The following is a 25813-nucleotide window of genomic DNA, read 5'->3' as shown; positions in this document are numbered from 1 at the left end:
ACCGCAGGCAGGACCATTATGAATGCAAACACAACAAGCATAAGCGACATGAATTCCGGACTTATTGAACCGCGCATGGCCTACATACTAGAGCGCAAACTGCAGCGCAGTAAATTGGGCCCCTACATACCCAAGACCGCCAAAGAGATTGAACAAAGTCTAACGCAGCTATTTATTGCCGATGGTTTGAACGATATTACTATTAGCGGCGTTAAGCGCATGACCGGCGGCGCCTCTAAAGAGCAGTTCCTATTTCAATTGCAACATAGCGGCCTAACTGCGCCACAACGCTATGTGCTGCGTATGGATCCGCTAGAGGGTATTGTGGAAACCTGTCGTTTACGCGAAGCCGAGCTGCTACAAGCGCTGGCGGGTAGTTTTCCCGTGCCCGAAATTCTGACTGTCGACGCCGAAGGCGACTTACTGGGCAGCCCTGGTTTGATTACCGGTTTTGTGGCCGGTGTCACCAAACCCAGCAGCTTAGAGGGGCAAAGTGTTTCGGGTATTGGCTCAAGCTATGGCCACTACGCCGAGCTCATAGCGCCGCAGTTTCTGGATATTCTGGTAAAGCTACACTCTTGGCAGGGCTGGGCCGATGCCGCGCTGCCTAACTATGTTATTCCCAAAAAGAACAGCACGGAAGCGGCGCTATACCAAGTTAATTTATGGGCTAAAACTTGGCAGCAAGACTGCGTTGAGCCAGTACCCATGGTGAGCTTAACCGAACAATGGCTTCGGGAAAACGCGCCAATTTGTGAAGAACCCTGCCTGGTTCACTGCGACTACCGTGTCGGCAACTTCATGTTTGAAGAGCCGTCTGGGCAAATCACCACCATCCTTGATTGGGAATTGGCACACTTTGGTGATTTTCATGAAGACCTCGCGTGGATACTGCAAAAGCTGTTTGGCACGTGGAATGCCCAAGGCCAATTTCTGGTGTGTGGCTTAATGGAAAGGGATTACTTCATTTCTGAGTATCAGCGCTTGTCAGGTCGTAAAATCAAGCCCGATGTTTTGCGTTACTACGAAGTACTCAATGCATGGAAATGCGCGATCATGGATTTATCTAGTGCCATTATTGCCGGCCAACGCGCTAATAATCACCAAGACTTGCTTATCACCTGGCTGGGCTCCGCCGGCGCAGTATTTTTAGATCAGATTGAAATGTTACTTAGAGAGGAATTGCCCAATGCTGCCTGATATTTCAAATAGAATTCGCAATCTCAGCAAGGCGCTGGAGAGCGTGATTATACCGGCCATTCCCGCCGATAATAGTTTTGCCGCTGAGCAGGCCGCGCTGATGCTAGGGCATCTGAAAATGCTCGATCAACAATGGGATTTTGCCTACCTCTACGAAAAAGGTTCATTTGAAAATATGTTAGCGCTGGCGACGCAATTGACTCAGCTTTCAGAAGGTGGCAATGAAAGCTGCTGTGCATCTGCGGAAATAAGCGCATTGATTGCCTCGCTCCCAGAACAACTTCCTCTTACGGTTAACACCGTAAATGGCCTTACCATTGCATTAGGCAAGGCTGTCGATAGACTTGTTGCGGCGGCCTATAAAGATGGTAACGTCAAATTCAAGGCGGCGATGTTAAACAGTATTCTGGATTACAACCATATTCAGTGTACGCGAGAGCGCACTTGGTTTAAGGCAAATATGCTTGACCCAGATGTGCGGGACTTGCCATCGATGCAGGAAATGTTAACTTCCGAACAATTTCGATACTCAGTTTTGTAAAGTCACGTTGTAAAACCATGGACTAAAACAGTAAACCCACCCTGGGCAAGGTGAACGGGATGCGATACGTTAAGGCAAATATGGTTTAGGGTGTGGGCTAATGACTCTAAGTTCTTAGCTAGTTTGCTTCAATACCAGCTGCACAATCGTAAACACAGTGGCAATAAACAAACCCACAAAGATAATGGCAGTGATGACGTAGTTGCGAAAGCGACCGTGTTTGAAATCGCGCTCGCGGTTGCGGCTGCTCTGCACGCCAAAGGCCGCTGAGATAATGCTGCCTACGACGGCAAGTGGGCCGGGTTTGCGTTCTTCTGGTTGTTTGTCGTCGCTCATGTGCTACCTCTGGAATACGGTATGCAAACTACTGGATAACCGAGACATTTCTTAAAAAATCTCGATTCTCCAGTTAGATCTGATAACGCGCTATGGATCGTAGTCCAGGTTAGGTGACAACCAGCGTTCCATGGTTTTCATTTCCATGCCTTTGCGGGCGGCAATGTCTTCTACCTGATCTTTACCAATTTTGCCAACGGCAAAGTAGCGCGACTCGGGGTGGGAGTAGTAAAAGCCACTTACCGCCGCTGCCGGGTGCATAGCAAGGCTCTCGGTTAGGATAATACCTGTTTCGCTAGTCGCATTGAGCAAACGGAATAAGGTTTCCTTCTCGGTGTGATCAGGGCAGGCTGGGTAGCCCGGCGCTGGTCGAATACCGCGATATTTCTCCTTGATTAGCTCCTCATTGCTAAGGCTTTCATCACTGGCATAGGGCCAGTATTCCTTGCGCACCCGCAAGTGCAGGTGTTCGGCAAAGGATTCTGCCAAGCGGTCTGCGAGTGCCTTAATCATGATGGCGCTGTAGTCGTCATTGGCGGCAATAAATTTATCGGCCAGTTCGTCTGCGCCTAGACCGGTTGTGACTGCGAAACCACCGATATAATCGGTTTTACCACTGTCGGCCGGGGCGATGTAGTCAGCCAAGCTCATGTGTGGCTTGTCGTCAGGCTTCTGAGCTTGCTGACGAAGTTGGTGCAGCACCTCAAGTGGCGCAGTGCCATCGGTGTTCATTACCGTGATGTCATCGGCGCCGCTGCGCTGGGCGGGCCAAAAACCGATAATACCGTTAGCCTGTAACAGTTTTTCTTTAATGATGCGGTCGAGCATGCGCTGGCCGTCGTCGAATAAATTGCGCGCAGCTTCGCCTACGGTCTCATCGTCAAGAATTTTGGGGTATTTACCGGCCAAGCCCCAAGATATAAAGAAAGGCGTCCAGTCGATAGTTTCGCGCAGGGTTTCGAGGGGGTAGTCCTCAAAGGTACGCGTTCCCAAGAAACTGGGTGCTGGCGGGGTGTAATTGGCCCAGTCGGTCACAAAGGCGTTTTCGCAAGCCATCGGATACGTTAATAAGCGTTTTTTGCCCTGACTTCCGGCACGGCGGGCGCGAACGCGCTCGTATTCGTCTTTGCGCTCGGCGACAAAATCGGCCTTCATGTCTTCACTGATGAGCTGGGTGGCAACCGCCACGCTGCGCGAGGCATCGGGCACATAGACCACGGCGTCATTTTGGTATTTGGGCTCGATCTTAACTGCAGTATGGGCTTTCGAGGTAGTCGCGCCGCCGATCATTAAGGGAATGGTCATTCCTTGGCGCTGCATTTCGCTGGCAACGTGCACCATTTCGTCTAGCGATGGGGTAATGAGTCCGCTCAGGCCAATGATATCGACATTCTCGCGCTTGGCGGTTTCGAGTATTTTGTCGCAAGACACCATAACCCCAAGGTCGATAACCTCAAAGTTATTACACTGCAGCACCACGCCTACGATATTTTTACCGATATCGTGAACATCGCCTTTTACCGTGGCCATTAACACGCGGCCATTGGCTTTGGCGCCAACCGCTTTACTGGCTTCAATAAAGGGGTTGAGATAGGCCACCGCTTGTTTCATTACTCGGGCCGACTTAACCACCTGGGGCAGGAACATTTTGCCGTCGCCGAATAAGTCGCCAACCACGTTCATGCCGTCCATCAAGGCGCCTTCGATAACGTCGATGGGCTTAACAGCGGCGGCGCGGGCGACTTCGGCGTCTTCTTCAATATAGGTCGAGATACCTTTGACCAGGGCGTGCTCAATGCGTTTTTCAACTGGCCATTCGCGCCATGTTAGGTCTTCTTTGTTTTCAGCGGTTGAGCCGTCGCCGCGGTATTTGTCGGCGATATTCAGCAGGCGCTCGGTGCTGTCATCGCGACGGTTGAGAATAACGTCTTCAACGTGATCTCTAAGCTCTTTCGGCAGGTCATCGTATATCGCCAACTGGCTGGCGTTAACGATGCCCATGTCCATGCCCGCTTTAATTGCGTGGTAGAGGAACACGGAGTGAATCGCCTCGCGGACGGGGTTGTTGCCCCTGAACGAGAAAGAAACGTTAGATACGCCGCCAGACACCATGGCATAGGGCAGCTCTTTTTTGATGTAAGCAGTGGCTTCAATAAAGTCGACAGCGTAATTGTTATGCTCGTCGATGCCCGTGGCCACGGCAAAGATGTTGGGGTCGAATATGATATCTTGGGGCGGGAAGCCAATTTCATTGACCAGAATATCGTAGCTGCGTTTGCAAATTTCCGCTTTGCGCTTAAACGTGTCCGCTTGGCCGTCTTCATCGAAGGCCATAACCACCACAGCGGCGCCGTACTTCATGCAGGCGCGGGCGCGATCGCGAAACTCGTCCTCGCCTTCTTTCATCGAAATGGAGTTAACAATTGGCTTGCCCTGAATACACTTTAGGCCTGCTTCGATGACGTCCCACTTCGAGGAGTCGACCATAATCGGTACCCGGCAGATATCCGGTTCTGAAGCGATAAGGTTCAAAAAGGTGACAATGGCGTGTTCGGCGTCGAGCATGCCTTCATCCATGTTGATGTCGATCACTTGGGCGCCGTTTTCGACCTGCTGACGAGCAACCGAGAGGGCCGCGTCATAGTCGTTTTCTAAGATTAGACGCTTAAATACCGCAGAACCGGTGACGTTACAGCGCTCGCCGACGTTTACAAACAGCGAGTTGGCGTCGATATGAAAGGGCTCTAAGCCTGATAGTCGGCAAATCGGCTCGCGCTGGGGCAGGGGGCGCGGCGCAATGCCGTCCATCGCCGCGCCAATCGCCTCGATATGCGCAGGGGTCGTACCGCAGCAACCGCCAACCAAATTGAGGAAGCCGCGCTCGGCAAACTCCTTTAGCTCCCCATGCATGTCCTCTGGGGTTTCGTCGTACTCGCCAAATTCATTGGGCAGTCCCGCGTTGAAATGGCCGCTAAAATAGCAGTCAGACGCTTCACAAAGTTCTTCAACAAAAGGACGTATCTCACTGAATCTTCTACCACAATTGCTGCCAATGATCAGCGGTTTGGCGTGGGCAATGGAGTTCCAGAATGCGGTGGGTGTTTGTCCCGACAAGGTGCGGCCACTGGTGTCGGGGAAGGTCACCGAGATCATGATTGGTCGCTCGTCGCCGGTGTCTTCAAAATATTGCAGTACAGCGTAAACCGCCGCCTTGGCATTGAGACTGTCAAAAATAGTCTCAATCATTAGAATGTCGGCGCCGCCGGTAATTAGCCCGCGAGTGGCTGCGTAGTAGTTATCTACTAGCTCATCAAAGTTAGTATTGCGGGCACCGGGGTCGTTTACGTCGGGCGAAATAGAGGCGGTGCGCGGGGTGGGGCCAATAACACCGGCAACAAAGCGAGGTTTGTCGGGGTTAAGCGCGGTTGCGGCATCGGCCACTTCACGGGCCAGTTCAGCGCCAACACGGTTTAACTCTTCGGCAATTTCTTGTAAATCGTAATCGCCCTGGGCAATCGCGGTCGAGTTAAAGGTGTTGGTTTCGATAACATCAGCGCCAGAATCGAGGTAGGCCTGATGAATTTCCCGAATGACATCGGGACGGGTCAGGGTAAGCAGATCGTTATTGCCTTTGAGATCGGTGTGGAAGTCGGCAAAACGCGCGCCACGGTAATCCGCCTCTTCCAGCTTATAGCTTTGAATTAAGCTGCCCATTGCGCCATCAATAATCAATATGCGATTTTTGAGCGCGGTAATGAGTTGGGCGGTGCGGGAGGTAGACTGACTCATGGATATCCTGATAATTTTAAGCGTTAGAATCAAAAGCGCTACGCGGACTGTGGCCAGCATTGGCTTCGTGGTAAACTAGCTAATTCTAACAGATACTCGGCCCAGCATAGAAATTGTTTGGCAAAACAGCGGGATATACAGAGGTTAATATGTCTACAGAACAAACAGCCGTTAATTTGACGATTACAGAGTCTGCTCAAGACTATCTGGCCGAATTGCTAGCAAAGCAAGACGACGTCATTGGTGTGCGGGTGTTTATTACGCAGCCCGGTACGCCTAAAGCCGAAACCTGCATCGCGTATTGTCGCGACGGCGATCTAAACGACGCCGATATCATCCGAGACTACCCTAAGTTTAAGGCCTATTTTGATGGTCGCAGTGTGCCATTTTTGGACGAAGGTTTTATTGACTACTCAAGCGACCGCATGGGCGGCCAGTTAACCATAAAGGCGCCAAACGCACGCCTACCAAGGGTTAGCGAGGACAGCCCACTGGAAGATCAGATTAACTATGTGTTGTATAACGAAGTGAATCCCTCTTTGGCGGCTCACGGCGGTGAGGTTTCACTACTGGAAATTACCGAAGATAAGCTCGCGGTACTTAAGTTTGGTGGCGGCTGTCAGGGTTGCGGCATGGTTGACGTGACGCTCAAAGAAGGTGTTGAAAAGACCTTGCTTGAGAAAGTACCTGGTCTGTCTGGGGTTAAAGACAGCACGGACCACACTAATACCGATAATGCTTATTTTAAATAGTCATAAGGCTTCCTGCCTCGGTTAAATCCCGCCTCCGTTTAAGGGGCGGGCACCTCAAGGACACCCCTCAATGCAGCTTCAACACTCTCGTACCGATATTCAGGTGCGTTTTTCGGATCTCGACCTTCTCGGTCACGTTTCCAATAGTTATTACGCCCAGTATTTTGATTTAGCCCGGGTGACGTTTTTTCGACAAATAGCTAAGCATATTAAGCACCCCGTTCCGTCTTATGTCGTCGCCAGCGTAAAAATGGATATGTTGAGGGAAATTCGTTTTGACGACCGCGTTGTCGTCGATACCTGGTGTTCCCGGGTCGGTACGAAAAGTATGACGATAGAGCATGTTATTTATGCGAATGGCGAAAAAGCCACTACCTGCCAGACCGTACTTGTTGGCTTTGACCGCGATACTCGCAGCTCAACCGCGTTGCCAACGGACTGGGAAGTCAGTGATCTTAGCGACGTTATACCGCCGAGTAAGACCTAAGCTTTGAACTGTTACTGCGGAGAAGACCTCGCGTTTCGAGATTGTTGCGACCGCTATATTAGCGGTTCGCAATTGGCGCCGACCGCTGAAGCCCTAATGCGCTCGCGCTATAGCGCATTCAAGGTCAGCAATGCTGATTACTTATTGGCGAGTTTGCACCCCAGTAAGCGCGCCTCAGAAAGCCGCGCTAGCCTTGAGCAAAGCTTTGCCAATACTCAGTGGTGCAGTTTGCGGGTATTAGCTCACCGTAATGGTCAGTATGGCCAAACTGTCGGTGAAGTGGAGTTCGTCGCTTTTTATCGCAGTGGCGAAGAGATTGGTCAATTACATGAGCGTTCGCGTTTTGTCTGTGAAAACAATCAGTGGCTATACTCTGATGGCGACATGCTGCCAGCGCTGAAGTTAGGTCGAAATGATGAATGCTGGTGCGGCAGCGGCCTGAAACTAAAGAAGTGCCATCCTGACTAAAGGACTGTGTTCCTTTCCGACAGAGTAGGGTATTGATGACAGTGATAAGAGTTTTGTCTTATAACGTCCACAAGGGCTTTTGCTCGGCAAATCGTCAGTTTCTTCTTAATCAAATCCGCGAAGGTATTCGCAGTGTTGATGCTGAGTTGGTTTTTCTGCAAGAGGTTGTTGGCGAAAATAGCCAACACGCAGAGCGCCATCTTGATTGGGTTGATGAAAGCCAGTTTGAGTATCTTGCCGATACGGTGTGGCCACACTTTGCTTACGGCAAGAATGCAGTCTATGACCACGGTCATCACGGTAATGCCATTCTTAGCAAATACCCAATCCTAAGTAGCGAAAATGTCGACATTTCTCTCTACCGTCGCTCTCAGCGCGGCTTATTATTAAGTGTAATTGAGCCGGGGATCTACGTGATTTGCGTGCACATGGGCCTGCTGGGGTGGGAGCGCCATCAGCAATTTAATTTGCTCACTAAATTGATAAGTGAAAAAGTCCCCGCAGATGCGCCACTGATTATTGCCGGTGATTTTAATGACTGGAGCGGCGCCCTGCATTTGCGGTTTAAGCACAGCTTGAAATTGCGCGAGGCCTCGCTGCAGGCCAATGGTAAACTCGCCAAAACCTTTCCTGCTAAACGGCCCATGTTGCGGCTAGATCGTATCTATTTTAGGGGTTTTCAGGCGCTCTCGGCTAAGCGCTTAAGCGGCGAACCATGGCGTTCCTTGTCGGATCACTGCGGGCTATACGCTGAACTCAAACTACATTTGCCGGTATAAAAACGCCAAAGCAGCTGATTGAAACTCGAATCAAAAAAAAGCCCCGATAAATCGGGGCATAAAAACCTTGAGCATCAAGGTGTAGAAGCAAGCTTCTTACGCGCAGATGCTTATCTTGGATCAATAAATTTTACGAAAAACAAAAAAAGCGCCCAAAGGCGCTTTTTCAAAGCCAGATTTGCTCACTTAGGTTTAGCGTGCGCGTTTTGGCAGTACGTCTTTCAAACGCTCGCGCATAGTGCGCAATGCGGTTTCGGTTTCGTCCCAGCCAATGCAGCCATCGGTAACCGACACGCCGTAAGCGAGCTTGGACAGATCTTCAGGAATGCTTTGGTTGCCGGCGTTGATGTTGCTCTCAACCATCAAGCCAACAATTGAGGTATTGCCCTCAATTACTTGGTTAGCCACATTCTCAATAACCAGCGGCTGCAATTGCGGCTGCTTGCTCGAGTTCGCATGGCTGCAATCAACCATGATGTTGAGCGGAATGCCGGCCTTGGCCAGTTCTGCTTCGCATAATTTAATGTGCACAGAATCGTAGTTGGGGCCTTGGCTGCCGCCGCGCAGCACAATATGGGTGTAGGCGTTGCCGGTGGTGTGAATAACCGCCACTTGGCCTTCGCCGTTAATGCCCAGAAAACGGTGGGGCTTAACTGCTGAGCCAATTGCATTAACCGCAACGGTTAGGCCGCCGTCGGTGCCGTTTTTAAAACCAACCGCAGAAGACAGGCCGCTGGCCATTTCGCGGTGAGTTTGCGACTCAGTGGTGCGCGCACCAATCGCTGACCATGCGATACAGTCCTGCAGGTATTGTGGCGAAATTGGGTCGAGGGCCTCGGTAGAAGTCGGTAGGCCCAGTTCGCTAATGTCGAGCAGCAGTTTACGACCGATGTGCAGACCTTCTTCAATTTTGAAAGTGTCGTTCAAATACGGGTCGTTAATTAAGCCTTTCCAGCCGACAGTGGTACGAGGCTTCTCAAAATACACCCGCATAATAATAACGAGGGTGTCGCTGACTTCATCGGCTAGCGCTTTTAAGCGCTTGGCGTAATCCATGGCGGCGTCAACATCGTGGATAGAGCAGGGACCAACCACCACAAACATGCGGTGATCTTTGCCGTCGAGAATATCCCGAACGGTGTCGCGGCCTTGCGTGACGATGGCTTTGGCGCGATCACTCATCGGCAGTGCGGCTTTTAAACGTGCTGGAGTAATCAGCACTTCCTGTGCGGTGACGTTTACGTTTTCAATTTTTTTTTCGATGTTAGACATAAGCCTTCCGGTTAGGCGGATAGTATAAATTTCGCTAAGCCGATCATTCTAACTGAAATGAGCGGTAATTGAATATCCACAGCGGCCTTGGCTAGGTAAAATACGGCTAAATTCAAGAGAATATTGTAAGCGATGCGAAAATGTAGCCAGATCCTGATGCTAGGACTCTTATCTTCAGCATTATTCATGTGCCCGTTAGCGTTGCTGGCGGAGGAGGAAGTGGAACTGGAACTGGAACTGCCGGTGGTGAAACTATCGCCGCAAATTCGCAGCGGTGCGGCTGGGATCCAAGCCTACACTGACTTAGCCTGTGAAGAATTGGCTGGTGTAAACGCCGAGTCAGCAGCCCAGCAACGTGCTTTAGCGGCTCGAAAACAACAGTGTCTGGAGCAATACCGGCAGTTTATCCCCAATACAGGTTTGCGTTAATGAGTAAGCAACGTCACCACATCAACACCTTTAAACCGGCTAAAAAGCCTAAGCCTGCCATAGATACCGCCGTACTAAAATTGCATATCGACAGTTTGGCCGACGACGGCCGCGGCGTCGCCCGTCACGACAATAAGGTCGTTTTTGTTGGTGGTGCCTTGCCCAGTGAAACCGTAGACGCCCAATATGTTCGCCGTCATAAACGCTATGACGAAGCTAAGTTGCTTGCAGTATCTACTCCGGCCGAGCAGAGAGTTGACGCAATTTGCCCTGTTTATCAGCGCTGCGGCGGCTGCCAGTTGCAGCACTTAAACTACCCCAGCCAAGTAAGCTTTAAGCAACAGCGTCTGCAGCGGGTTTTGGCGGCAGCGTCTGCGAATAGCGAGAGCGCTACCTTGCCTGCGGCAATCACCGGTTCAGAATTTGGCTATCGTCACCGCGCACGCCTTAGCTATCACAATGGCGTTTTGGGGTTTAAAGCTCAGGCCAGCCACAACTTAGTTGAAGTTGAGAACTGCCCCTTATTAGCAGTGGAATTGAATGGGGTTTTAAGCCAAAGCACCGCAGCCATCGCCGAGTTTTTGGGTGACAAAGCCACCGCCGAGGTGGTGTTAAGCCTAAGTGACGATGGCCGCATTGCCCTAAAAATAAAGAAAGAAGGCTTTGTCGATGCAAAGCGCAGCGCGGTTTTGGCGGACAAGCTTGCCGCTCCAGCGTTCTTGCACAGCATTGAAGGTAGTAAAGGTGCAGCCTGGCGGGGCGACAATGCGCCATTAAGCTACCCCGTTAGCGAGGCGCTGTCGCTACCATTTCAGCCCAGCGATTTCACTCAGGTAAATATCGCGGTGAATCAACAAATGATTCAGCAGTGCATGGCATGGCTAAAGCCGGAATCTGGCGAGCTAATCAGCGATTATTTTTGTGGCCTTGGTAATTTTAGTTTGGCCTTGGCCAGTGCCGGTGCGCGTGTTATTGGCGTTGATGTTGGCGAGGCCATGTTGCGGCGCGCCGCCCAACAAGCGAAAGCACTGGATTTAGCGATTGAATACCGCAACGCCGATTTGTTTGATGCTGAAAATATAGTTTTAGAAGCGACTAGCCACAAGGTGCTTCTCGACCCACCCCGCGCTGGCGCCAAGGCGCTGTGTGAAGTGTTGGCGCGGAGTAGCACCGTACAAACCATTGTGTATGTATCCTGCGATCCGGCCACTTTGGCGCGAGATCTAGCGATATTGCAGGAGGGCGGTTTTGTGGTGGCTGATGCGGTGATGGCAGACATGTTTCCGCAAACCTATCACTTGGAAAGTTTGGTTTACCTTATTCGCGAATAGCGCCGTCTTAGCTTTTAAATACCGTGGGCTTGCCTGATTGTGTCTAGTAAGCCTTTTGCCGCGACTTCAATTTGCTGAATTACGCGGTCAAAGCTGTGTTCGTCGTCGTAGTAGGGGTCGGGTATCTGGCTATTGCCATTGTGCCCGCAGTAGTCCATTAGCAGCTTAATCTCACCGTCATAATCAGCTGGGGCCCACGCTAAGACGTTGGTGAGGTTCATGCGATCCATGGCAACGACATAGCTGGCATGCTGGTAATCATGATCATCAATCTGACGGGCAATTTGCTGTGTTATGTCATAGCCGGCACGGCCCGCTGCTGCAATCGAGCGTGGATCTGGGGATTTGCCCAGGTTAAACGCCGCTGTACCACAGGAATCAACGCTGACTTTGTCAGCCAAGCCTGCCTCGAGCACGTATTTTTCAAACACGCCTTGGGCGGCGGGTGAGCGACAGATATTGCCAAGGCAGACAAAAACAACATGGATTGGCATGCAAATCTCAGGCTTTGCTAGAAAGGCTCATTTAAGCATGCCAGCGAAGGGCGAAGTATCATCCATTTGACGGGCTTGCTTTTCGTGCCCGCAGCACCACGAATTTGCTGTCGGAGTTGATTGTTTCACAGTTACCGAACAGTTTTTTGAGTAATACGTGGTAGCCAAGGTGGCGATTGCCGACCACACACAATACGCCGCCTTCGGTCAAATGCTTGTGGCTGTCGCGAAACATCTGGCGGGCGATTTGGTCGCCGACATGGTGGTCTTGATGAAACGGGGGGTTACAGAGAATTAAATCGAAGTCGTCACCTCTATAAGCGTGAAGGCAGTCACTCGCGCTAAATTGACTGCTGGAAGCGGCCGCAAGATCACCTAAGTTTTGCCTCACATTATGCTCTGCGCTGTCTACTGCCAAAAATGAATCGTCAAAGAAATGAAGCTGGGCGCCTGGCCATTGCCTGGCAGCACTGATACCAAGAACACCGTTGCCGCAGCCAAGGTCGGCGATGTGGGTGGGGGTATCGAGCACCGGCAGACTAGCAATCATGATTCGACTGCCGAGATCGAGTTTGTCCCGAGAGAATACATTTGCACGATTGGCCAGCACAATATTGTGGTCTACTAATGAGATTGTTTTAGTGTCGGATTGCGGTGATTCGCTGATAATCTCGCCGTCCAAATGGATAAGGCGTGCCTTTTTTCTCGCTAAACTGGGTTTGGCCGTTGCAATATTTTTAGCAAAGGCGCTTACAATATTCTGGTCAATATGACGAGCCATCGCGGCGCCAATAAACTGGGCGGCATCCCGACAGAGCGGGGCAAGACATTGCAGCTGGTAGTTTAGTAAGGACCGACTTTTGGGAAGTCGATAGAGTATCACATCGAATTTGCCGGTCGGTGGCGCAGTGGCAGGGATAAATTGCGGGGCGGGGCGCTTGTTGCGCTCGGCATTTTCGGCGCTACAGAGCTCGCTAATGGCTGAGTCTGCCCACAGTGTGCAGCTGTATTGTGCTAACGCGGTACTTAAACTACCAAAACTGTCATTTACGATGAGGATTCTCGTGCTGCCAGCCAAATTTAGCTCAGCGAGATAGTGGAGGAGATAGTCATCTGCTGCGTCCCACGCCTGCAGGGTTTCTCTAGGGCGAAACGGTCTGCGGAACAAGGTGAGCTCGCCATAGGCAGAATTAAATACGCGGGTTTCCATAGATTATATTCCGGCTGCGGGCTCTAGTAATAATTCACGAAGGCGCCCGCATTCAGCCTCGCCAAAGCCGAGACCGATTTCAACAAAACTGGCGAAATTGCCATAATGCTCATCAATACTTTTATAGGCCTCGTTCAAGAACCGCGACTGCACCTTAAACAGCACCCTGACAACATCTTCGTTAACCTGATGCATGGTCATTTCGTTTATGTGATGCACGATCCGCTCGATTCTTTCGCGAGTGAATGTATTGGTGGCAAGATAGTCATCCATTACGTCATCTGTGCTTACCCCAAGAATTCGCAATAGTAAGGCCGCTGCCAATCCAGTGCGGTCTTTTCCTGCGGTGCAGTGAAATACTTGTGGGTAGCTATTTTCGTCTAGTAAGGAGTGCAGCCACTGTTTATATACAGGGGCAAAGCGTTCGATCATCTCCCGATTGGCCTCAATTAAAAATTGAGCCATGTCTTCGGCGGTTACGTCTTCCTGCTGGAGACGAGCAGTGACTTTTTCTATTTGGGCGGCATCGACGGTGACTGGCAACGCTTCAATGACGATATTGCTTGTGGCTAATATGCTATGGGGCGACTCGCTGCGCTCTTCGTCTGAGCGAAAATCGATAATTTTGCGTAATTTTAAACGCTCGAGGTAGAGTTGATCCTGGTCAGATAGGCCCGCGATTTTGTCTGCACGGTAAATCATGCCCCATTTCACGCATGGTCCTGCAGCGGACTTAAAACCGCCGAGTTCGCGGAAATTATGCATATTATCAAAGGGGAGTTTGCGGCGCTTTTCCCGCTCATGGTAGGCGAGTTCGGCGGGAATGAGGCGCTGCTCTGCCAATATCGATTCGCCCTTAACGGTGGGCAGCGCGTTTATTATATCAATAGGGTTCATAAACGGATTAAAGACCTTCAGTAGGTGCCGAACCTAGGCTGGTTGACAATTGATTTTGGCTTAGGGCCTCGGGCTGGCGGCTGGCGCGGTACTCCCCCGGTGTCATTCCTGTCCATTTTTTAAATGAACGATGAAAAGCACTTGGCTCATCAAAGCCGAGTAGGGCGGAGACGGCATTAATTTTTAATTCCGGCTGATTTAACCAGCGGCAGGCGTGTTCTTGCCGTAGCTCGTCTTTAAATTGTTGATACGTGGTGTCCAGGTCTTTTAAACGCCGTCGCAGGGTGCGCACGGACATATGCAACTGCTCCGCCATAGCAACAACGCTGGGGAACTCATGACTTAAATCTGTGCCGATGATGCGCTTCATTTGCGATAGCAATGAGCTATCTTCGTCCTCTTGAGCAACCAAGAGATGATAAGGCGCATTGCGAAGGAATTTACGCAAAGATTCTTCTGTATGGATTAACGGGCAGTCGAGATTGTGTTCAGCAATCAGAAATGCGTTGTGCTCACTGCCGTAAAATATGTCACAGCCAAATAACTGTTCAAAATAATTGTCTTTGTCAGGCCCCTGAGCCTGCAAATAGACGCCTAAAAGATCGAGCGGCTTGCCTATCAGCCATTGGCAAAACCGACGCCAAATCGCCATCATTCTGGCCGTGGTGTAACTGGCCTCTAATTCGGAGTGAAGCTGGGTGGTGTCGACCAGCTCGGCGCTTTGGGCAAAGCGGTAGATGGCGGTGCCATTACTGAGTCGTTCGACCGGGCGCTTTGGGGTATTGTGCATGTCGCTAAGGCTGCGGCAAAAATTGATAAACTCCGACGCCCGTTGCAGTGCTTGCTCCAAGGTTTCACAGTGAATAATAAAGAGGCAGAGCATTCTAAAACTGCCCGCCGGTGTGCGCCGCTGCAGCCCTAGACCGAATGATTCATCTTGTAATAGCCACATAACCCGATTGTAAATTTGGCTGTAGTCGCGGCTGTCAATTAGGCTGTTTAAGTCGGCACCGGCGGCCATCGGATTAAACGAGAGTTGCAGTGAGCGCAGCAGTTCCGCGCTGCTATACCCCTGAGCTTCAGCAACCTGGAGCATACTGCGCGCATATTTAAGCGGTACGCGATCTTTATGGGGGGAATAACTGTTACGCACAAATAGCCTGCTGAAAGGGTGACGGTCTTGTTTACTCAGGACGACAAGTTTACCGCGTATCACTGTAAAAATGGATTAAATATCCCCTGTGCCTGCCTTAGCACTGAGTTTAAACCCCAGATTCACTTCATGAGCGCTGCCGCGCGGCCGTGATTTCAGGCCAGAAGTGGCAGGCGGTCGCGTGCTCGCTGCCGTCATCGGCTTGTAGTGTTGGGGCATCTTGTTCGCAGCGTGTTTGCCGATGTGGGCAGCGGGTGTGAAAGCGGCAGCCCGAGGGCGGTGCAATAGGCGAGGGGAGATCGCCACTGATCTGCGCGTCAATGGGTGACGTTTCACCTAGTCGGGGAATCGACGCTAACAGGCCCTGGGTGTAAGGGTGTCTTGGCTGGCTATAGATTGACTCGGCATCGGCGATTTCGACTATTTGACCTAAGTACATTACCGCAATGCGATCACTCATGTGTCGCACTACCGCTAGATCATGGGAAATAAAAATGATGCTGAGTTTAAGTTTTTGCTGAATATCCAAGAGCAGATTCAGAATTTGCGCCTGCACCGAGACATCGAGTGCGGATACCGCTTCGTCGCAGATTAAAACCTTGGGCTCCAGCGCAATGGCCCGAGCAATGCCAATGCGCTGGCGTTGGCCACCGGAAAATTCATGGGGGTATTTACTGGCTGCGCTTAACGGCAGGCCAACCATTGCCAGCAATTCCGCCACCCGTTGACGACGGCTTTCTCGATCACCAACTTTGTGGATGATGAGCGGCTCCTCAAGAATTACCTCAACGGTGTGGCGGCTATTTAAGGACTCAAAGGGATCTTGAAAAATCATTTGCAAGGCGCGGCGATATTTACGCATTGCGCTATCTGTGAGGCCAGCTATATCGGCCCCACCGTAGCGGACAGAACCAGCTGTGGGCTTATGCAAATTCAATAGCGCTTTGGCGAGACTGCTTTTGCCGCAACCAGATTCACCCACTAAACCGAGGGTTTCGCCTTCATACAGTTTAAAGCTGACGCCGTCTACGGCGCGCAGATAAGTGCGCGAGGGACGGAATAGCCCGCCGCCCTGGCCAAAGTGCAGTTGCAGATCATTTACTGTAAGAATTGCCTTGCCGTTGTTCACGCTCATGGCGAGATGCTTCTCCATAAATGACATGCGACGCTTACTTCCTCTTGGCTGTCGGCCCGTTTTGTGATGATTTCGTTAGCCGGGGGCGTTTGACAAATGTCTTGGGCATAGCGACAGCGGTTGGCGAACCGACAGCCCGCAGGCATATTGTCGATTGCGGGGACTTGCCCCTCTAAACTGTGCAGACGTGATTTGGGCGGATGACCCGCCCCAGGCAGCGAGGCGAGCAAACCTTGGGTATAGGGGTGGCGTGCCTGACTAAATATCTGCGCAGCGGGGCCGTATTCGACTATTTTACCCGCGTACATCACCGCTATGTGGTCGCTAAGCTGGGACACCAGCGCCAGATCATGGGTGATAAAAAGCATGGCCATGCCATTTTTTGCTTGGAGTTTTTTCAATAATCTGACGATTTGCGCTTGTATCGTCACGTCGAGCGCGGTGGTCGGCTCATCGGCGATGAGTAGCTCTGGCTCGCAGGCCAGTGCCATGGCGATCATGACCCGTTGACGCATGCCACCAGACAATTGATGGGGGTAGGCATTGAGGCGTTCTGCCGGCGCGGGAATGCCTACCTCCGTCAATAGCTCTAAAACCCGGGCGCGGTGAATTGCGTTGGACTGCTTGGGGAAATGCAATTTCAGCACTTCCATAATCTGACGGCCAATTTGCTGTACTGGATTCAGGGCACTCATGGGGTCCTGAAATATAACCGCAATTTTGTGGCCGCGGATCTGGCGTAAAGCCTTATTGCTTAACTGACTCAAGTCATCGCCATTGAAAAGTATTTTACCACCGCTGCGCAAAGCTTGCGGCTTGGGCAGTAAATCGAGTATTGCCATTGCGGTAAGGCTCTTACCACAGCCAGATTCGCCAACGAGCCCCATTGTTCGACCGGAGGCAATCGCGAAAGAGATTGCGCTTACCAATTCGCGCTGTATGCCATCGTCACCGCGAATCGCGACGCTCAATTGTTCAACCGATAGCAAACTCATGGTGCGATTACCCACGTTTTGTCCACGATGATTTCAGGGGGCAGGGAGTCTCCGTCGTCTTTAGCCTTTAGGATGTCCCGTCGGGCTTGCTTATCTATCCAAAACAAACCGCCACTGCCGCCCAGTGGATCAAACAATGAATCACTCGTGCGAGTCCCGTAAGCTTGCGGCAATTTTAGCCAGCGCCAATACGCCTCGCGGGTATAAGGGACTTTGAAGGTTGGGATAAACGAACCCTGATCGTGGATCATTTGCTCAAGCTCATGGGCAAGCTTAACGCGCTCGGCTTTATCGGTGCCCTTGCGATAGGCCATGATTTTAGCGTCCATGAGGGGGTTGTCAGTGTTCGTGACATTATTGGTCTGAGATATATGGGCGTTATCAGAATGGTAAAACTCCCAGTATCTCGGCGACAATCCGCCACCAGACCAGCCCATCCATGCAGCCTGATGTTTATTTTCCATTATTTGCTTGAAGGCCGCCGACGGGTCGAGTAGCTGCAGTTTAAACTCAATCCCAGCCTTGAGCGCCTCCTGACTCAAGATCACCAGGCGGTCATTGTGGCCGCTATTGTAATAGGTGATGCGAATACTCAGCGGCTGTCCGTCTTTAACACGTATGCCGTTTTTATTCCGCGTGTCCCAACCGGCTTTATCAAGGTATTCACCGGCTTTTTTAAGATCAAATTCGCGGGCGCGAATTTTGGTGTTGGTATAGTCGCCATAGCCCTCGTGGGCGCTTTGTAGTCTTTCGTAGTCGCCATGTAATACGGTATTGATCACTTTATCGACATTGAGTGCATGGGCAATACCGTAGCGCACATTGATGTCGTCGAGCGGCCTGGCATCTTCGTTCAGAAACAGCCCGCTGATTGGCTGTGGCACATCGTTGTAAAACTTAATTTTGCCGACATAGCCCTTTTCGTAGATATCGCCTTGCGCCTTTTTATGCCAAAAACGGGGCATCAGCAGGGGAAAGTTATCTAGCTCGCCTTTGCGGAAATACTGGTAGGCAATATTAATGTCGCGAATAAGTTTTACTCGCAAATGATCTGGATTATAACGGTATTTGAAATAGCGTTTATCGTTTGCCCACCAGTCCTTTTTGCGGCTAAATTCAACGTACTTTCCTTTGCGAATCTCGCTGATAATATAGGGGCCAGTGTTCGGCTCTACACGCCAGTTATAATCTCTAACCCAATTTTCATCTAGGGTGTGAAAGTGCTTTGGCACGGGAGATACGCTGTATTCAAATAGCATTTCATCTTGTGGCTTGGCCACTGCGCCTTCAATACCTATGGTGTGGTCGTCATATTTAACAAGATCGGTTATGACCTCGCTGAAATAATTGTTATACCACGGCGCCAGAATAAATTTCGAGCGCATAAACTCTAGACCAAAAACGTAATCGTCGGCAGTGACCGGCTTGCCGTCCGACCATCGAGCGTCGGGGTCTAAACGAAAATAGATGCTGTGGCCGTCGTCGCCAAACGCCCAGTGAGTAGCGAGTTCGGGTAGTGGGTTCAATGTATTGGGGTGTATGCCCACAAGGCTCAGATTATTGGCCCGCATATAGCCGGCAAAACTGCCATTAGAATCTGGCCCCACCAACCTCAGTGTTAACGGGAAGGTGGTGACAAAGGTTCGGTATCGGCCGCCCGGTTTCGCGCGGGGGTCTGCAAATATCGGATCGCTCAGATTGCTTTGCCACTTCAGCCCGTCGGGCAGTGCACTTGGTAATGCATGCACAAGGGACGTGTTAAAAACAGCTAAAAGCAGCAGGAATACAAATTTATTCATAGTAGCTAAATTGCCTTGGGTCATAGGCATCGCGAATGGCTTCGCCGATATAGGCGACGAGCATTAAAATAACCGTCATGGCGATAACGACCGAGCCTACTAACCACAATGATTCCAAATTCTCGGTGCCTTGTTTGAGCAGTTCACCCCAACTTGAAACCGGCGGTGGCAAGCCAAAGCCCAGATAATCCAATGCGGTGAGCGAGGTGATGCCCGAGGCAACAGAGAAGGGGATAAAGGTAACCAAGGTCGATACGCTATTGGGTAAAATGTGACGAAAAACAATTCGACTGCCAGAGGCACCGATTGCCCTAGCCGCCATTACATAGTCACGTGCGACTTCTTTATAGGTGGCGGTTCGCATATACCAGGTCATTGCGGTCCAGCCGAAAAAGGCCATGATAAATAGCAGGCTCCAGAAACTGGGCGTAATAATTGAAGCCACAATCATAATGACATACAGAAAGGGGATGTTTGACCAAATTTCAATTATGCGTTGAAAGATCAAGTCAAAGGCGCCGCCCCAAAAGCCCATTAAACAGCCTATCGCCACGCCAATCGCGTAATTAAACACCAAAAGTAGTAGGGAAAAGACAATCGCCGTGCGGAAGCCGTAAAGCAAACGAGCAGCAACATCGCGGCCACTGGTGTCAGTGCCCAGGTAATGCCCGGTGCTTAAAGAGGGCGCATGGGGAGGGAAATCGCCAGCAATCAAATCCGTTTCCAAGGGGCTATATGGAATTAGCGGCATTAACACCCAGCCATTGCCGCTCTCGCTGAGTTGATTTTGCAGCTCACGGTAGTTCACTTCGTAACTGTAATCTAAGCCGAATTCCTTACCACTGCGAACATCGCCGAATGTGGGGAAATACCATTGATTTTCATAGACCACCAGTAACGCCCGATTACTGGCAATGAGCTCGGCACCAAAGCTGCCTAGGGTTAACACGAGAAGAATCCACGTCGAGTAAAAGCCGCGTTTGGACTGCCGAAAGCGCTGCCAGCGCTTTTTGGCAACTGGGTTGCGCAGGGTAAAAATACTCATGTGCTACTCCCTCCGCCAAAGCGAATGCGGGGGTCCACCAACGCGACGCAAATATCGGAGAGGATATTGCCCAGCAAATAAAGAAGCGACGAGATAACCAGAATACCCATCACAATTGGGTAGTCCCGCTCAACAATGGCTTCGTAACCCAGTAATCCGATGCCGTCGATATTGAAAATGGTTTCTATCAAAAATGAGCCACCCAAGAGCAATGAAATATTGTTGCCAAACGAGGTTGCGACGGGAATTAAGCTATTGCGCAGCGCATGGCCACTGACACTGGCGCTGCGGCTCAGACCTTTGGCTGCGGCAGTGCGCATATAATCAGCTGACAAATTATCCATTAAGGCGTTTTTCATCATAAGCGTGGTAACAGCAAAACTGCCCGCTAAATAGGCGATGAGTGGCAGTGCCGCGTGATGGAAAATGTCGCCCGCTTTGGCAAGCGGCGAAAGCTCATCATAGTCGTCACTAATAAAGCCGCCGAGAGGAAACCAATCCCAGTATCCCGCAAATAAAGAAATGAGCGCGATACCGATCACGTAACTGGGTAGGGCGTAGCCCAAAAACACAAGCGCCGATGACCAGCTATCTAGCGCGCTGCCGTGATACATGCCCTTGGCGAGCCCCAGGGGTATACAGACTAAGTACGTGAGCACGAGGGTGCATACGCCATAGAATATTGAGACCGGAAATCGCTCTTTTATTATTTGCCACACTGGGTCTTGATAGCGGGTAGAGGTACCTAAATCGAATTGCACAACTTGTTTAAGCCAGCGCACATAGCTGCTGAGCATGGGCTGGTCAAAACCGTAGTAGTGCTTTAGTTCAGCAAGCTGCTCGTCAGAGAGGGTGCCGCCGCCTTGACTGCGCTGCAACGATCCCGTTTCGCCACCAAGCTGCGCCTGAATCATTAATTGTTCGATAGGCCCACCAGGAACTAGCCGGGTGACTGCGAATACCAATAAGGTAATGCCAATAAAGGTGGGAATAATTAATAAAAAACGGCGAACAAAATAGCCTGTCATAAATGCAGCAAAAACCTGAGTCGCGCTATGGGGCGTATACTATATCAAACCCATCAAAGGTCTGCGTGGGTAATGTCAACATACAAGGTTAGCGATTGTCCAGGACGCAAATATTGGCTGGTTTTAATCGAGTTCCATTCAGCAATGTCGCGGATGCGTAAATTGAAGCGACTGGCAATGAGTGATAAAGAATCTCCATTGCGAACCTTGTAACCAACTTTACGGATAATTCCCTGGTTGCTGGTATTGGGCGCCTTGCCCCAAATAACGAGCTTTTGGCCGGGACGAATCGTGGCGTTACTCGCCAACTTATTCCAGTTGTTAATTTGTGTTGATTTCACGCCGTACTTGTCAGCAATATCGCTGATGGTATCGCCGCTGGCTACCGTGTGCTGTAGGCGACTGGCGTCGCTGCTGGCTTGGCCGCGATTTAATCCCTTCAGGGGCGATAATCCGTTGCCAGCATCAGGTATAAGCAGTACTTGACCCACTTTTAAAAGGTCTTTGTCGAGCTGGTTGCTCGCCCTTAAGGTTGCAACATCAACATGGTGCTCCCGGGAAATACCAATTAGGTTGTCACCGCGCTCTACAGTATAGCGCTGCCAACGCACGCGGTCTCTGGGTGGAACTTTGGCTAGACGCTGTTTAAATGCCTTGGATTTACGGGTAGGGATCAGTAATCGGTGCGGGCCGTCAGGCGCGGTTACCCAGCGGTTGAAACCGGGGTTTAGGCGGTATAATTCGTCAACACTGATCTCCGCGAGTTTTGCTGCTTGGGCCAAGTCGATTTGAGTGCCGGTGTCTACGGCAACAAAGTGCGCACTATTGGGAACCTTTGGCAGCGTTAAATTGTAACTGGCCGGATTTTGGAAGATTTTAACCAGTGCGAGCATCTTAGGAACGTAGTTCTCGGTTTCTTTGGGCAAGTTCAGCGACCAAAAATCGGTCGGTAGACCTTTTCGCGTGTTTTTGTTGATGGCTTTGTTAACAGTGCCAGCACCAGCATTGTAAGCGGCTAGGGTGAGAAGCCAATCGCCGTCGAAGCGCTTATTTAAATCATTTAGGTAATCAAGTGCGGCATCTGTTGCAGAAATAACGTCGCGACGACCGTCATACCACCAATTTTGCTCTAAGCCGACGTGTTTAGCGGTACTTGGTATGAATTGCCACAAGCCTGATGCCCGGCCGTGGGAGTAGGCAAATGGGTCGTAGGAGCTTTCAACAAAAGGTAGCAGGGCGAGGTCCGCCGGCATGCCCCTGGATTCAAGGTTTTCGAGAATATAAAAAATGTAGCGGGCGGCGCGCTTGCTAACATTGGCGAGGTAATATGCGTGTTCAGCGTACCATTCTTCGCGCTCCTCCACGGCTTCTTGTTTAGTTAGGTCACCAAAACTGAGTTCCCGTGCAAGTCGGATCCAGAGTTCCTCTGGACGGGCGGTTTTCGCTGCTTTTTGTGGGGTTACATTGGCTACGGCCGTAGGTGTGGGGCGGCTTTTCTTTACTTCTTCGACGGATTTTGGGCGCGTCGGGAGATTTTTACTGTTGCTGCTGTAATATTTTGGTAAACCCTGGAGTGTATAGTTTGCGGGGTCTCCAGTTTGCTTTCTACGTTCAACATTGCGCTGGTACTTGCACATGCTTGACGTTCGGTTTTCAGCTTTTTCACAGTAGCGTGCATCGCTAGCTGTGCGGACGGCACGCCGCTGGGGTGTCTGGGCGCAAGCCGTCACCAGTGATAGCAAAAGTGCACCAATTGTGATTCTGTATATGTAGCTTTTTATTTTCATAATAGTGCAATTATTCAGTTGTAGTATTCAAAAGTCATCCTTCCATTTCCGTAGATTTGCAAAAATATCCTTTTCTTCCCGACACTTACCTTCAGTGTGGGCGTTTACGCTGGCCTGCACTGTACTTTTTCCTGTTCTCAGGAATGGATTGGTCAGCAACTCTAGTGCCAATATAGACGGTACAGTGGGTAGGCCCTCTGCACGCCGACGACTCGCGTCTGCAATCCGGTGTTCTAAGTCTTGATTCGACGGTTCTACTGCTTGAGCAAAACGAAGATTGCTCAAGGTGTATTCGTGCGCGCAATACACCGCCGTATTGGTGGGTAAAGCGGAGATTAGTCCTAAGGACCCCAGCATTTGTTCCGCAGTGCCCTCAAACAATCGCCCGCAACCACCTGCGAACAAAGTGTCGCCGCAGAATAGCAGGGGGTTGGGGGCACAGTCTGAGATGTAGTAAGCAATGTGATCTAATGTATGCCCTGGTACCGCGATGACCTCGACACGATGGCCGAATAATTGGAGCGTCTGGCCATGAGTCATTCGCTGGGTAATGCCTAGGCATTGATTTTTAGGCCCGTACACTGGTGCCTGAGGGTAATGCTCACTTAGCAACTCAATACCGTTAACGTGGTCGTAGTGGTGATGCGTAATCAGAATTGCGCTAAGCTTTAACTGATGCTCTTCTAGGTATTTTAGTACCGGCGCAGCATCGCCAGGATCGACAATAATTGCCTCTCCGTCGTGGGCGACACACCAGATATAGTTGTCGCTAAAAGCAGGTATGGGTGATATTGATAACATAATCATTATTTTTGGACCGACAGCGCAGCTTAAACATTCTGGTCACGACCTGCAATAGTAGGCCCCGGAATGTTTTGTGGAGGAATAATATGGCGAAATGGCGAATACAGCACGCTCCCGACGTATTGTTACCTGCCCTAAGGGGCTGGTTTCAAAGCAATGTTGGTCGCACAGTTTTGGCGGAAGAGCGCGCTTTAATTGCGGGCGCGATCAGTGATACCAGCACCGCCAAGTATAATCTTCTCAATTTGAGTGTAATTCCCGACCGCTGCCCGATTGATATTAATGTGTATCAGCGTCAATTTTGCCTGGGTGGCATCGGTCATTACGGCTTGAGCCAAGTGCTAGACGTGGTATGTGACTTTGAGGAGCTGCCCGTCGCTAACGAGTCGCAAGATGTGGTGCTATTGCACCATTTGCTGGAGTTTGTCGGCGACCCTCATCGCGTTCTGCGCGAAGTTGAACGGGTGATCGTGCCCCACGGCAAGGTGGTGATTTGTGGCATTAACCCATATTCTCCACTGGCGATGCGCGGATACCTCGGTCGCCTCAAACGCAGCCCTATGTGGCAAAACCACACCTTAAGTTTGCACCGCATTAGCGACTGGCTGTCGTTATTAGGTTTTGAGGTCAATATCGTCGAATATGCTTTCCACCGCCTACCTTTAAATACCCCTAACTTCTTTATGGCGCACAAAGCTGCATCGAAAAAGTTACCAATGGGTGGTGTTTTTGTGCTGAGCGCGACAAAATACCGCGCGCCCATGACCCCGACCCAAGAAAAACCCATGAGCCGCGCTAAAATTCTTCGTCATCCTGCGATGGTCGGAGCTACTCGAAACATTAAAGCACGAGCAGATTATGAGTGACGCCCCAGAACAGGTTGAAATTTTTACCGACGGCGCCTGTCGCGGCAATCCCGGGCCAGGCGGCTGGGGTGCGCTACTGCGCTATCAGGGCAAAGAGCACAAGCTGTTTGGCGGAGAGCCTCAAACTACCAATAATCGCATGGAGTTAATGGCCGCGATTGAAGCGCTGCGCGCCTTAAAGCGTCCCTGCGAGGTGGTTTTGACGACAGATTCACAATATGTGCGCCAAGGCATAACCGAGTGGATGGTGAACTGGAAAAAGCGTGGCTGGAAAACAGCCGCCAAACAAGCCGTGAAAAATGCCGATCTGTGGCAGCAATTAGATGCCGCGGCGCAAATCCACAAGGTTGATTGGCGTTGGGTGAAGGGACATAGTGGACACCGCGAGAATGACATTGCGGACGCCTTGGCGAATCGCGGTATTGATGAAATGAGGGGTGCCTGAATATGCGGCAAATTGTCTTAGATACGGAAACAACAGGCTTAGATCCAGGCCAGGGCCACCGTATTATTGAAATAGGCTGCGTGGAGCTGGTCGACCGCAAGCTCACTGGTCGTCATTACCACCAGTATATAAATCCCGATCGCGAGGTCGAAGCCGGGGCGATTGAAGTGCATGGTATTACTAATGACATGCTCAAGGACAAGCCCCTTTTTGCCCAAATTGCCGATGATTTTTTGGACTTTATTCGCGGTGCCGAGCTCGTTATTCACAACGCGCCCTTTGATATTGGTTTCCTCGATGCTGAGTTTAAATACTTGGCACGCAACACCCCCAAAATAGCGTCCATATGCGGTGTAGTTGACACCTTGGTCATGGCGCGACAAAAGCATCCTGGCCAACGCAATAGTCTCGATGCCTTATGTTCACGCTATTATGTTGACAATTCCCAGCGTGACTTACACGGCGCGCTGCTAGACGCTGAGATCCTGGCAGACGTCTACTTGCTGATGACCGGTGGGCAGACGGCCTTATCACTCGCGGCTGACGATGGGTCCCAACAGGGCGAGGGCGGCGTTGCCGGTGAGCATCGTCAAATTACCAGTATCCAAAAGCGGCCTCGCGTCATTATGGCGAGCAGCGATGAACTCGCCTTACACCAAAAACAGTTGGCAGAAATTGATAAAAGCAGTGGTGGTAACTGTGTCTGGCAGTGCCCGGTCAGCGTCGAAAACTGAGACTTTTACTATGCTGTGTTAGGTAAATTTCCTCAAT

At 50.9% G+C, this 25813-nt stretch carries 25 protein-coding genes; 11 read left to right on the top strand and 14 right to left on the bottom strand.

Annotated features, from left to right (window positions below; all coding sequences use genetic code 11):
* Positions 1–48 precede the first annotated feature (48 nt).
* Positions 49–1200 carry a phosphotransferase family protein gene (locus AZF00_RS09315; protein WP_197465648.1) on the top strand — a complete coding sequence of 384 codons (1152 nt, stop codon included), beginning with the start codon at positions 49–51 and terminating at the stop codon, positions 1198–1200.
* Positions 1190–1741, top strand: a complete 552-nt coding sequence (locus tag AZF00_RS09310) for a hypothetical protein (RefSeq protein ID WP_008250129.1) — start codon at positions 1190–1192, stop codon at positions 1739–1741. The genes AZF00_RS09315 and AZF00_RS09310 overlap by 11 nt, the downstream gene beginning before the upstream one ends.
* Positions 1742–1855: 114 nt before the next feature.
* Here the strand turns inward: AZF00_RS09310 and AZF00_RS09305 are convergent, their stop codons facing one another.
* Both AZF00_RS09305 and metH read right to left on the bottom strand, forming a co-directional pair.
* Positions 1856–2077 (bottom strand): DUF2970 domain-containing protein, encoded by a 222-nt coding sequence (locus AZF00_RS09305; RefSeq protein ID WP_008250130.1) that lies wholly within the window; start codon positions 2075–2077, stop codon positions 1856–1858.
* A 90-nt stretch (positions 2078–2167) separates the two neighbouring features.
* The gene (gene metH / locus AZF00_RS09300; RefSeq protein ID WP_008250131.1) at positions 2168–5866 is read right to left on the bottom strand and encodes a methionine synthase; all 3699 of its coding nucleotides are present in this window, start codon (positions 5864–5866) and stop codon (positions 2168–2170) included.
* 149 nt (positions 5867–6015) lie between these two features.
* Here metH and nfuA point away from each other — a divergent pair, with 149 nt between their 5' ends.
* The 4 genes from nfuA to AZF00_RS09280 all read left to right on the top strand — a co-directional run bounded on the left by nfuA (position 6016) and on the right by AZF00_RS09280 (position 8352).
* A complete protein-coding gene (nfuA, locus tag AZF00_RS09295) occupies positions 6016–6618 on the top strand; it encodes a Fe-S biogenesis protein NfuA (protein ID WP_008250132.1) in 603 nt (200 codons plus the stop codon).
* 70 nt (positions 6619–6688) lie between these two features.
* Positions 6689–7105, top strand: coding sequence for an acyl-CoA thioesterase (locus AZF00_RS09290; protein WP_008250134.1), 417 nt, complete (start codon positions 6689–6691; stop codon positions 7103–7105).
* Between the two features lie 3 nt (positions 7106–7108).
* Positions 7109–7573 (top strand): YchJ family protein, encoded by a 465-nt coding sequence (locus AZF00_RS09285; RefSeq protein ID WP_008250141.1) that lies wholly within the window; start codon positions 7109–7111, stop codon positions 7571–7573.
* Between the two features lie 35 nt (positions 7574–7608).
* Positions 7609–8352 carry an endonuclease/exonuclease/phosphatase family protein gene (locus AZF00_RS09280; RefSeq protein WP_008250142.1) on the top strand — a complete coding sequence of 248 codons (744 nt, stop codon included), beginning with the start codon at positions 7609–7611 and terminating at the stop codon, positions 8350–8352.
* A 192-nt stretch (positions 8353–8544) separates the two neighbouring features.
* Here the strand turns inward: AZF00_RS09280 and AZF00_RS09275 are convergent, their stop codons facing one another.
* On the bottom strand, positions 8545–9624 hold the full coding sequence (locus tag AZF00_RS09275) for a 3-deoxy-7-phosphoheptulonate synthase (protein ID WP_008250144.1): 1080 nt from the start codon (positions 9622–9624) through the stop codon (positions 8545–8547).
* A gap of 219 nt (positions 9625–9843) precedes the next feature.
* On the opposite strand from AZF00_RS09275, the gene AZF00_RS09270 reads away from it, so the two are divergent.
* Positions 9844–10053, top strand: coding sequence for a hypothetical protein (locus tag AZF00_RS09270; RefSeq protein ID WP_143829393.1), 210 nt, complete (start codon positions 9844–9846; stop codon positions 10051–10053).
* The gene (locus AZF00_RS09265) at positions 10053–11384 is read left to right on the top strand and encodes a class I SAM-dependent RNA methyltransferase (protein WP_062383613.1); all 1332 of its coding nucleotides are present in this window, start codon (positions 10053–10055) and stop codon (positions 11382–11384) included. Before AZF00_RS09270 ends, AZF00_RS09265 begins: the two co-directional genes overlap by 1 nt.
* A 14-nt stretch (positions 11385–11398) precedes the next feature.
* On the opposite strand, the gene AZF00_RS09260 is transcribed toward AZF00_RS09265, so the two are convergent.
* The 11 genes from AZF00_RS09260 to gloB all read right to left on the bottom strand — a co-directional run bounded on the left by AZF00_RS09260 (position 11399) and on the right by gloB (position 23734).
* Entirely contained in the window at positions 11399–11878 is a 480-nt protein-coding gene (locus tag AZF00_RS09260; protein ID WP_008250151.1) for a low molecular weight protein-tyrosine-phosphatase, read from the bottom strand.
* A gap of 58 nt (positions 11879–11936) precedes the next feature.
* A complete protein-coding gene (locus AZF00_RS09255; protein WP_062383611.1) occupies positions 11937–13088 on the bottom strand; it encodes a methyltransferase in 1152 nt (383 codons plus the stop codon).
* A 3-nt stretch (positions 13089–13091) separates the two neighbouring features.
* The gene (locus AZF00_RS09250) at positions 13092–13985 is read right to left on the bottom strand and encodes a tyrosine-protein phosphatase (RefSeq protein ID WP_008250155.1); all 894 of its coding nucleotides are present in this window, start codon (positions 13983–13985) and stop codon (positions 13092–13094) included.
* A 7-nt stretch (positions 13986–13992) separates the two neighbouring features.
* Positions 13993–15081 carry an AraC family transcriptional regulator gene (locus tag AZF00_RS09245; protein ID WP_050985192.1) on the bottom strand — a complete coding sequence of 363 codons (1089 nt, stop codon included), beginning with the start codon at positions 15079–15081 and terminating at the stop codon, positions 13993–13995.
* 184 nt (positions 15082–15265) lie between these two features.
* Positions 15266–16300, bottom strand: coding sequence for an ABC transporter ATP-binding protein (locus tag AZF00_RS09240; RefSeq protein WP_231856201.1), 1035 nt, complete (start codon positions 16298–16300; stop codon positions 15266–15268).
* On the bottom strand, positions 16270–17268 hold the full coding sequence (locus tag AZF00_RS09235; protein WP_008250166.1) for an ABC transporter ATP-binding protein: 999 nt from the start codon (positions 17266–17268) through the stop codon (positions 16270–16272). Before AZF00_RS09235 ends, AZF00_RS09240 begins: the two co-directional genes overlap by 31 nt.
* Entirely contained in the window at positions 17265–19067 is a 1803-nt protein-coding gene (locus AZF00_RS09230; RefSeq protein WP_008250171.1) for an extracellular solute-binding protein, read from the bottom strand. The genes AZF00_RS09235 and AZF00_RS09230 overlap by 4 nt, the downstream gene beginning before the upstream one ends.
* Positions 19060–20112: an ABC transporter permease gene (locus AZF00_RS09225; RefSeq protein WP_008250172.1), complete on the bottom strand. Its 1053-nt coding sequence runs from the start codon at positions 20110–20112 to the stop codon at positions 19060–19062. The genes AZF00_RS09230 and AZF00_RS09225 overlap by 8 nt, the downstream gene beginning before the upstream one ends.
* Complete coding sequence (locus tag AZF00_RS09220) at positions 20109–21140, bottom strand: ABC transporter permease subunit (protein WP_008250173.1); 1032 nt, start codon at positions 21138–21140, stop codon at positions 20109–20111. Before AZF00_RS09220 ends, AZF00_RS09225 begins: the two co-directional genes overlap by 4 nt.
* 53 nt (positions 21141–21193) lie before the next feature.
* On the bottom strand, positions 21194–22777 hold the full coding sequence (locus AZF00_RS09215; protein WP_008250174.1) for a lytic transglycosylase: 1584 nt from the start codon (positions 22775–22777) through the stop codon (positions 21194–21196).
* 177 nt (positions 22778–22954) lie between these two features.
* Positions 22955–23734, bottom strand: a complete 780-nt coding sequence (gene gloB, locus AZF00_RS09210; protein WP_008250176.1) for a hydroxyacylglutathione hydrolase — start codon at positions 23732–23734, stop codon at positions 22955–22957.
* 83 nt (positions 23735–23817) lie between these two features.
* Between gloB and AZF00_RS09205 the strand changes: the two genes are divergently transcribed.
* From AZF00_RS09205 to dnaQ, 3 genes are read left to right on the top strand one after another with little or no spacing between them, the layout of a single operon-like run.
* Positions 23818–24597 (top strand): class I SAM-dependent methyltransferase, encoded by a 780-nt coding sequence (locus AZF00_RS09205; protein WP_008250178.1) that lies wholly within the window; start codon positions 23818–23820, stop codon positions 24595–24597.
* Positions 24590–25042 carry a ribonuclease HI gene (rnhA, locus tag AZF00_RS09200; RefSeq protein ID WP_062383608.1) on the top strand — a complete coding sequence of 151 codons (453 nt, stop codon included), beginning with the start codon at positions 24590–24592 and terminating at the stop codon, positions 25040–25042. The genes AZF00_RS09205 and rnhA overlap by 8 nt, the downstream gene beginning before the upstream one ends.
* A gap of 2 nt (positions 25043–25044) precedes the next feature.
* Positions 25045–25776 (top strand): DNA polymerase III subunit epsilon, encoded by a 732-nt coding sequence (gene dnaQ / locus AZF00_RS09195; protein ID WP_062383605.1) that lies wholly within the window; start codon positions 25045–25047, stop codon positions 25774–25776.
* Positions 25777–25813: the final 37 nt, after the last annotated feature.

Origin of the sequence: Zhongshania aliphaticivorans (assembly GCF_001586255.1) — a bacterium.
Classification (GTDB): Bacteria; Pseudomonadota; Gammaproteobacteria; order Pseudomonadales; family Spongiibacteraceae; genus Spongiibacter; species Spongiibacter aliphaticivorans.
Note: the sequence above shows the minus strand (reverse complement) of the source record. Positions and strands in the feature narration are given on the sequence as shown.

Coding starts and splice junctions, on each gene's coding strand:
- AZF00_RS09315 (WP_197465648.1), top strand. CDS start 49: ATGAATTCCGGACTTATTGAACCGCGCATGGCCTACATACTAGAGCGC.
- AZF00_RS09255 (WP_062383611.1), bottom strand. CDS start 13,088: ATGGAAACCCGCGTATTTAATTCTGCCTATGGCGAGCTCACCTTGTTC.
- gloB (WP_008250176.1), bottom strand. CDS start 23,734: ATGATTATGTTATCAATATCACCCATACCTGCTTTTAGCGACAACTAT.
- rnhA (WP_062383608.1), top strand. CDS start 24,590: ATGAGTGACGCCCCAGAACAGGTTGAAATTTTTACCGACGGCGCCTGT.
- nfuA (WP_008250132.1), top strand. CDS start 6,016: ATGTCTACAGAACAAACAGCCGTTAATTTGACGATTACAGAGTCTGCT.
- AZF00_RS09310 (WP_008250129.1), top strand. CDS start 1,190: ATGCTGCCTGATATTTCAAATAGAATTCGCAATCTCAGCAAGGCGCTG.
- AZF00_RS09220 (WP_008250173.1), bottom strand. CDS start 21,140: ATGACAGGCTATTTTGTTCGCCGTTTTTTATTAATTATTCCCACCTTT.
- metH (WP_008250131.1), bottom strand. CDS start 5,866: ATGAGTCAGTCTACCTCCCGCACCGCCCAACTCATTACCGCGCTCAAA.
- AZF00_RS09250 (WP_008250155.1), bottom strand. CDS start 13,985: ATGAACCCTATTGATATAATAAACGCGCTGCCCACCGTTAAGGGCGAA.
- AZF00_RS09280 (WP_008250142.1), top strand. CDS start 7,609: ATGACAGTGATAAGAGTTTTGTCTTATAACGTCCACAAGGGCTTTTGC.
- AZF00_RS09275 (WP_008250144.1), bottom strand. CDS start 9,624: ATGTCTAACATCGAAAAAAAAATTGAAAACGTAAACGTCACCGCACAG.
- AZF00_RS09235 (WP_008250166.1), bottom strand. CDS start 17,268: ATGAGTTTGCTATCGGTTGAACAATTGAGCGTCGCGATTCGCGGTGAC.
- AZF00_RS09305 (WP_008250130.1), bottom strand. CDS start 2,077: ATGAGCGACGACAAACAACCAGAAGAACGCAAACCCGGCCCACTTGCC.
- AZF00_RS09205 (WP_008250178.1), top strand. CDS start 23,818: ATGGCGAAATGGCGAATACAGCACGCTCCCGACGTATTGTTACCTGCC.
- AZF00_RS09225 (WP_008250172.1), bottom strand. CDS start 20,112: ATGAGTATTTTTACCCTGCGCAACCCAGTTGCCAAAAAGCGCTGGCAG.
- AZF00_RS09240 (WP_231856201.1), bottom strand. CDS start 16,300: ATGTCATTTATGGAGAAGCATCTCGCCATGAGCGTGAACAACGGCAAG.
- AZF00_RS09265 (WP_062383613.1), top strand. CDS start 10,053: ATGAGTAAGCAACGTCACCACATCAACACCTTTAAACCGGCTAAAAAG.
- AZF00_RS09215 (WP_008250174.1), bottom strand. CDS start 22,777: ATGTGCAAGTACCAGCGCAATGTTGAACGTAGAAAGCAAACTGGAGAC.
- AZF00_RS09290 (WP_008250134.1), top strand. CDS start 6,689: ATGCAGCTTCAACACTCTCGTACCGATATTCAGGTGCGTTTTTCGGAT.
- AZF00_RS09230 (WP_008250171.1), bottom strand. CDS start 19,067: ATGAATAAATTTGTATTCCTGCTGCTTTTAGCTGTTTTTAACACGTCC.
- dnaQ (WP_062383605.1), top strand. CDS start 25,045: ATGCGGCAAATTGTCTTAGATACGGAAACAACAGGCTTAGATCCAGGC.
- AZF00_RS09260 (WP_008250151.1), bottom strand. CDS start 11,878: ATGCCAATCCATGTTGTTTTTGTCTGCCTTGGCAATATCTGTCGCTCA.
- AZF00_RS09245 (WP_050985192.1), bottom strand. CDS start 15,081: ATGCTCCAGGTTGCTGAAGCTCAGGGGTATAGCAGCGCGGAACTGCTG.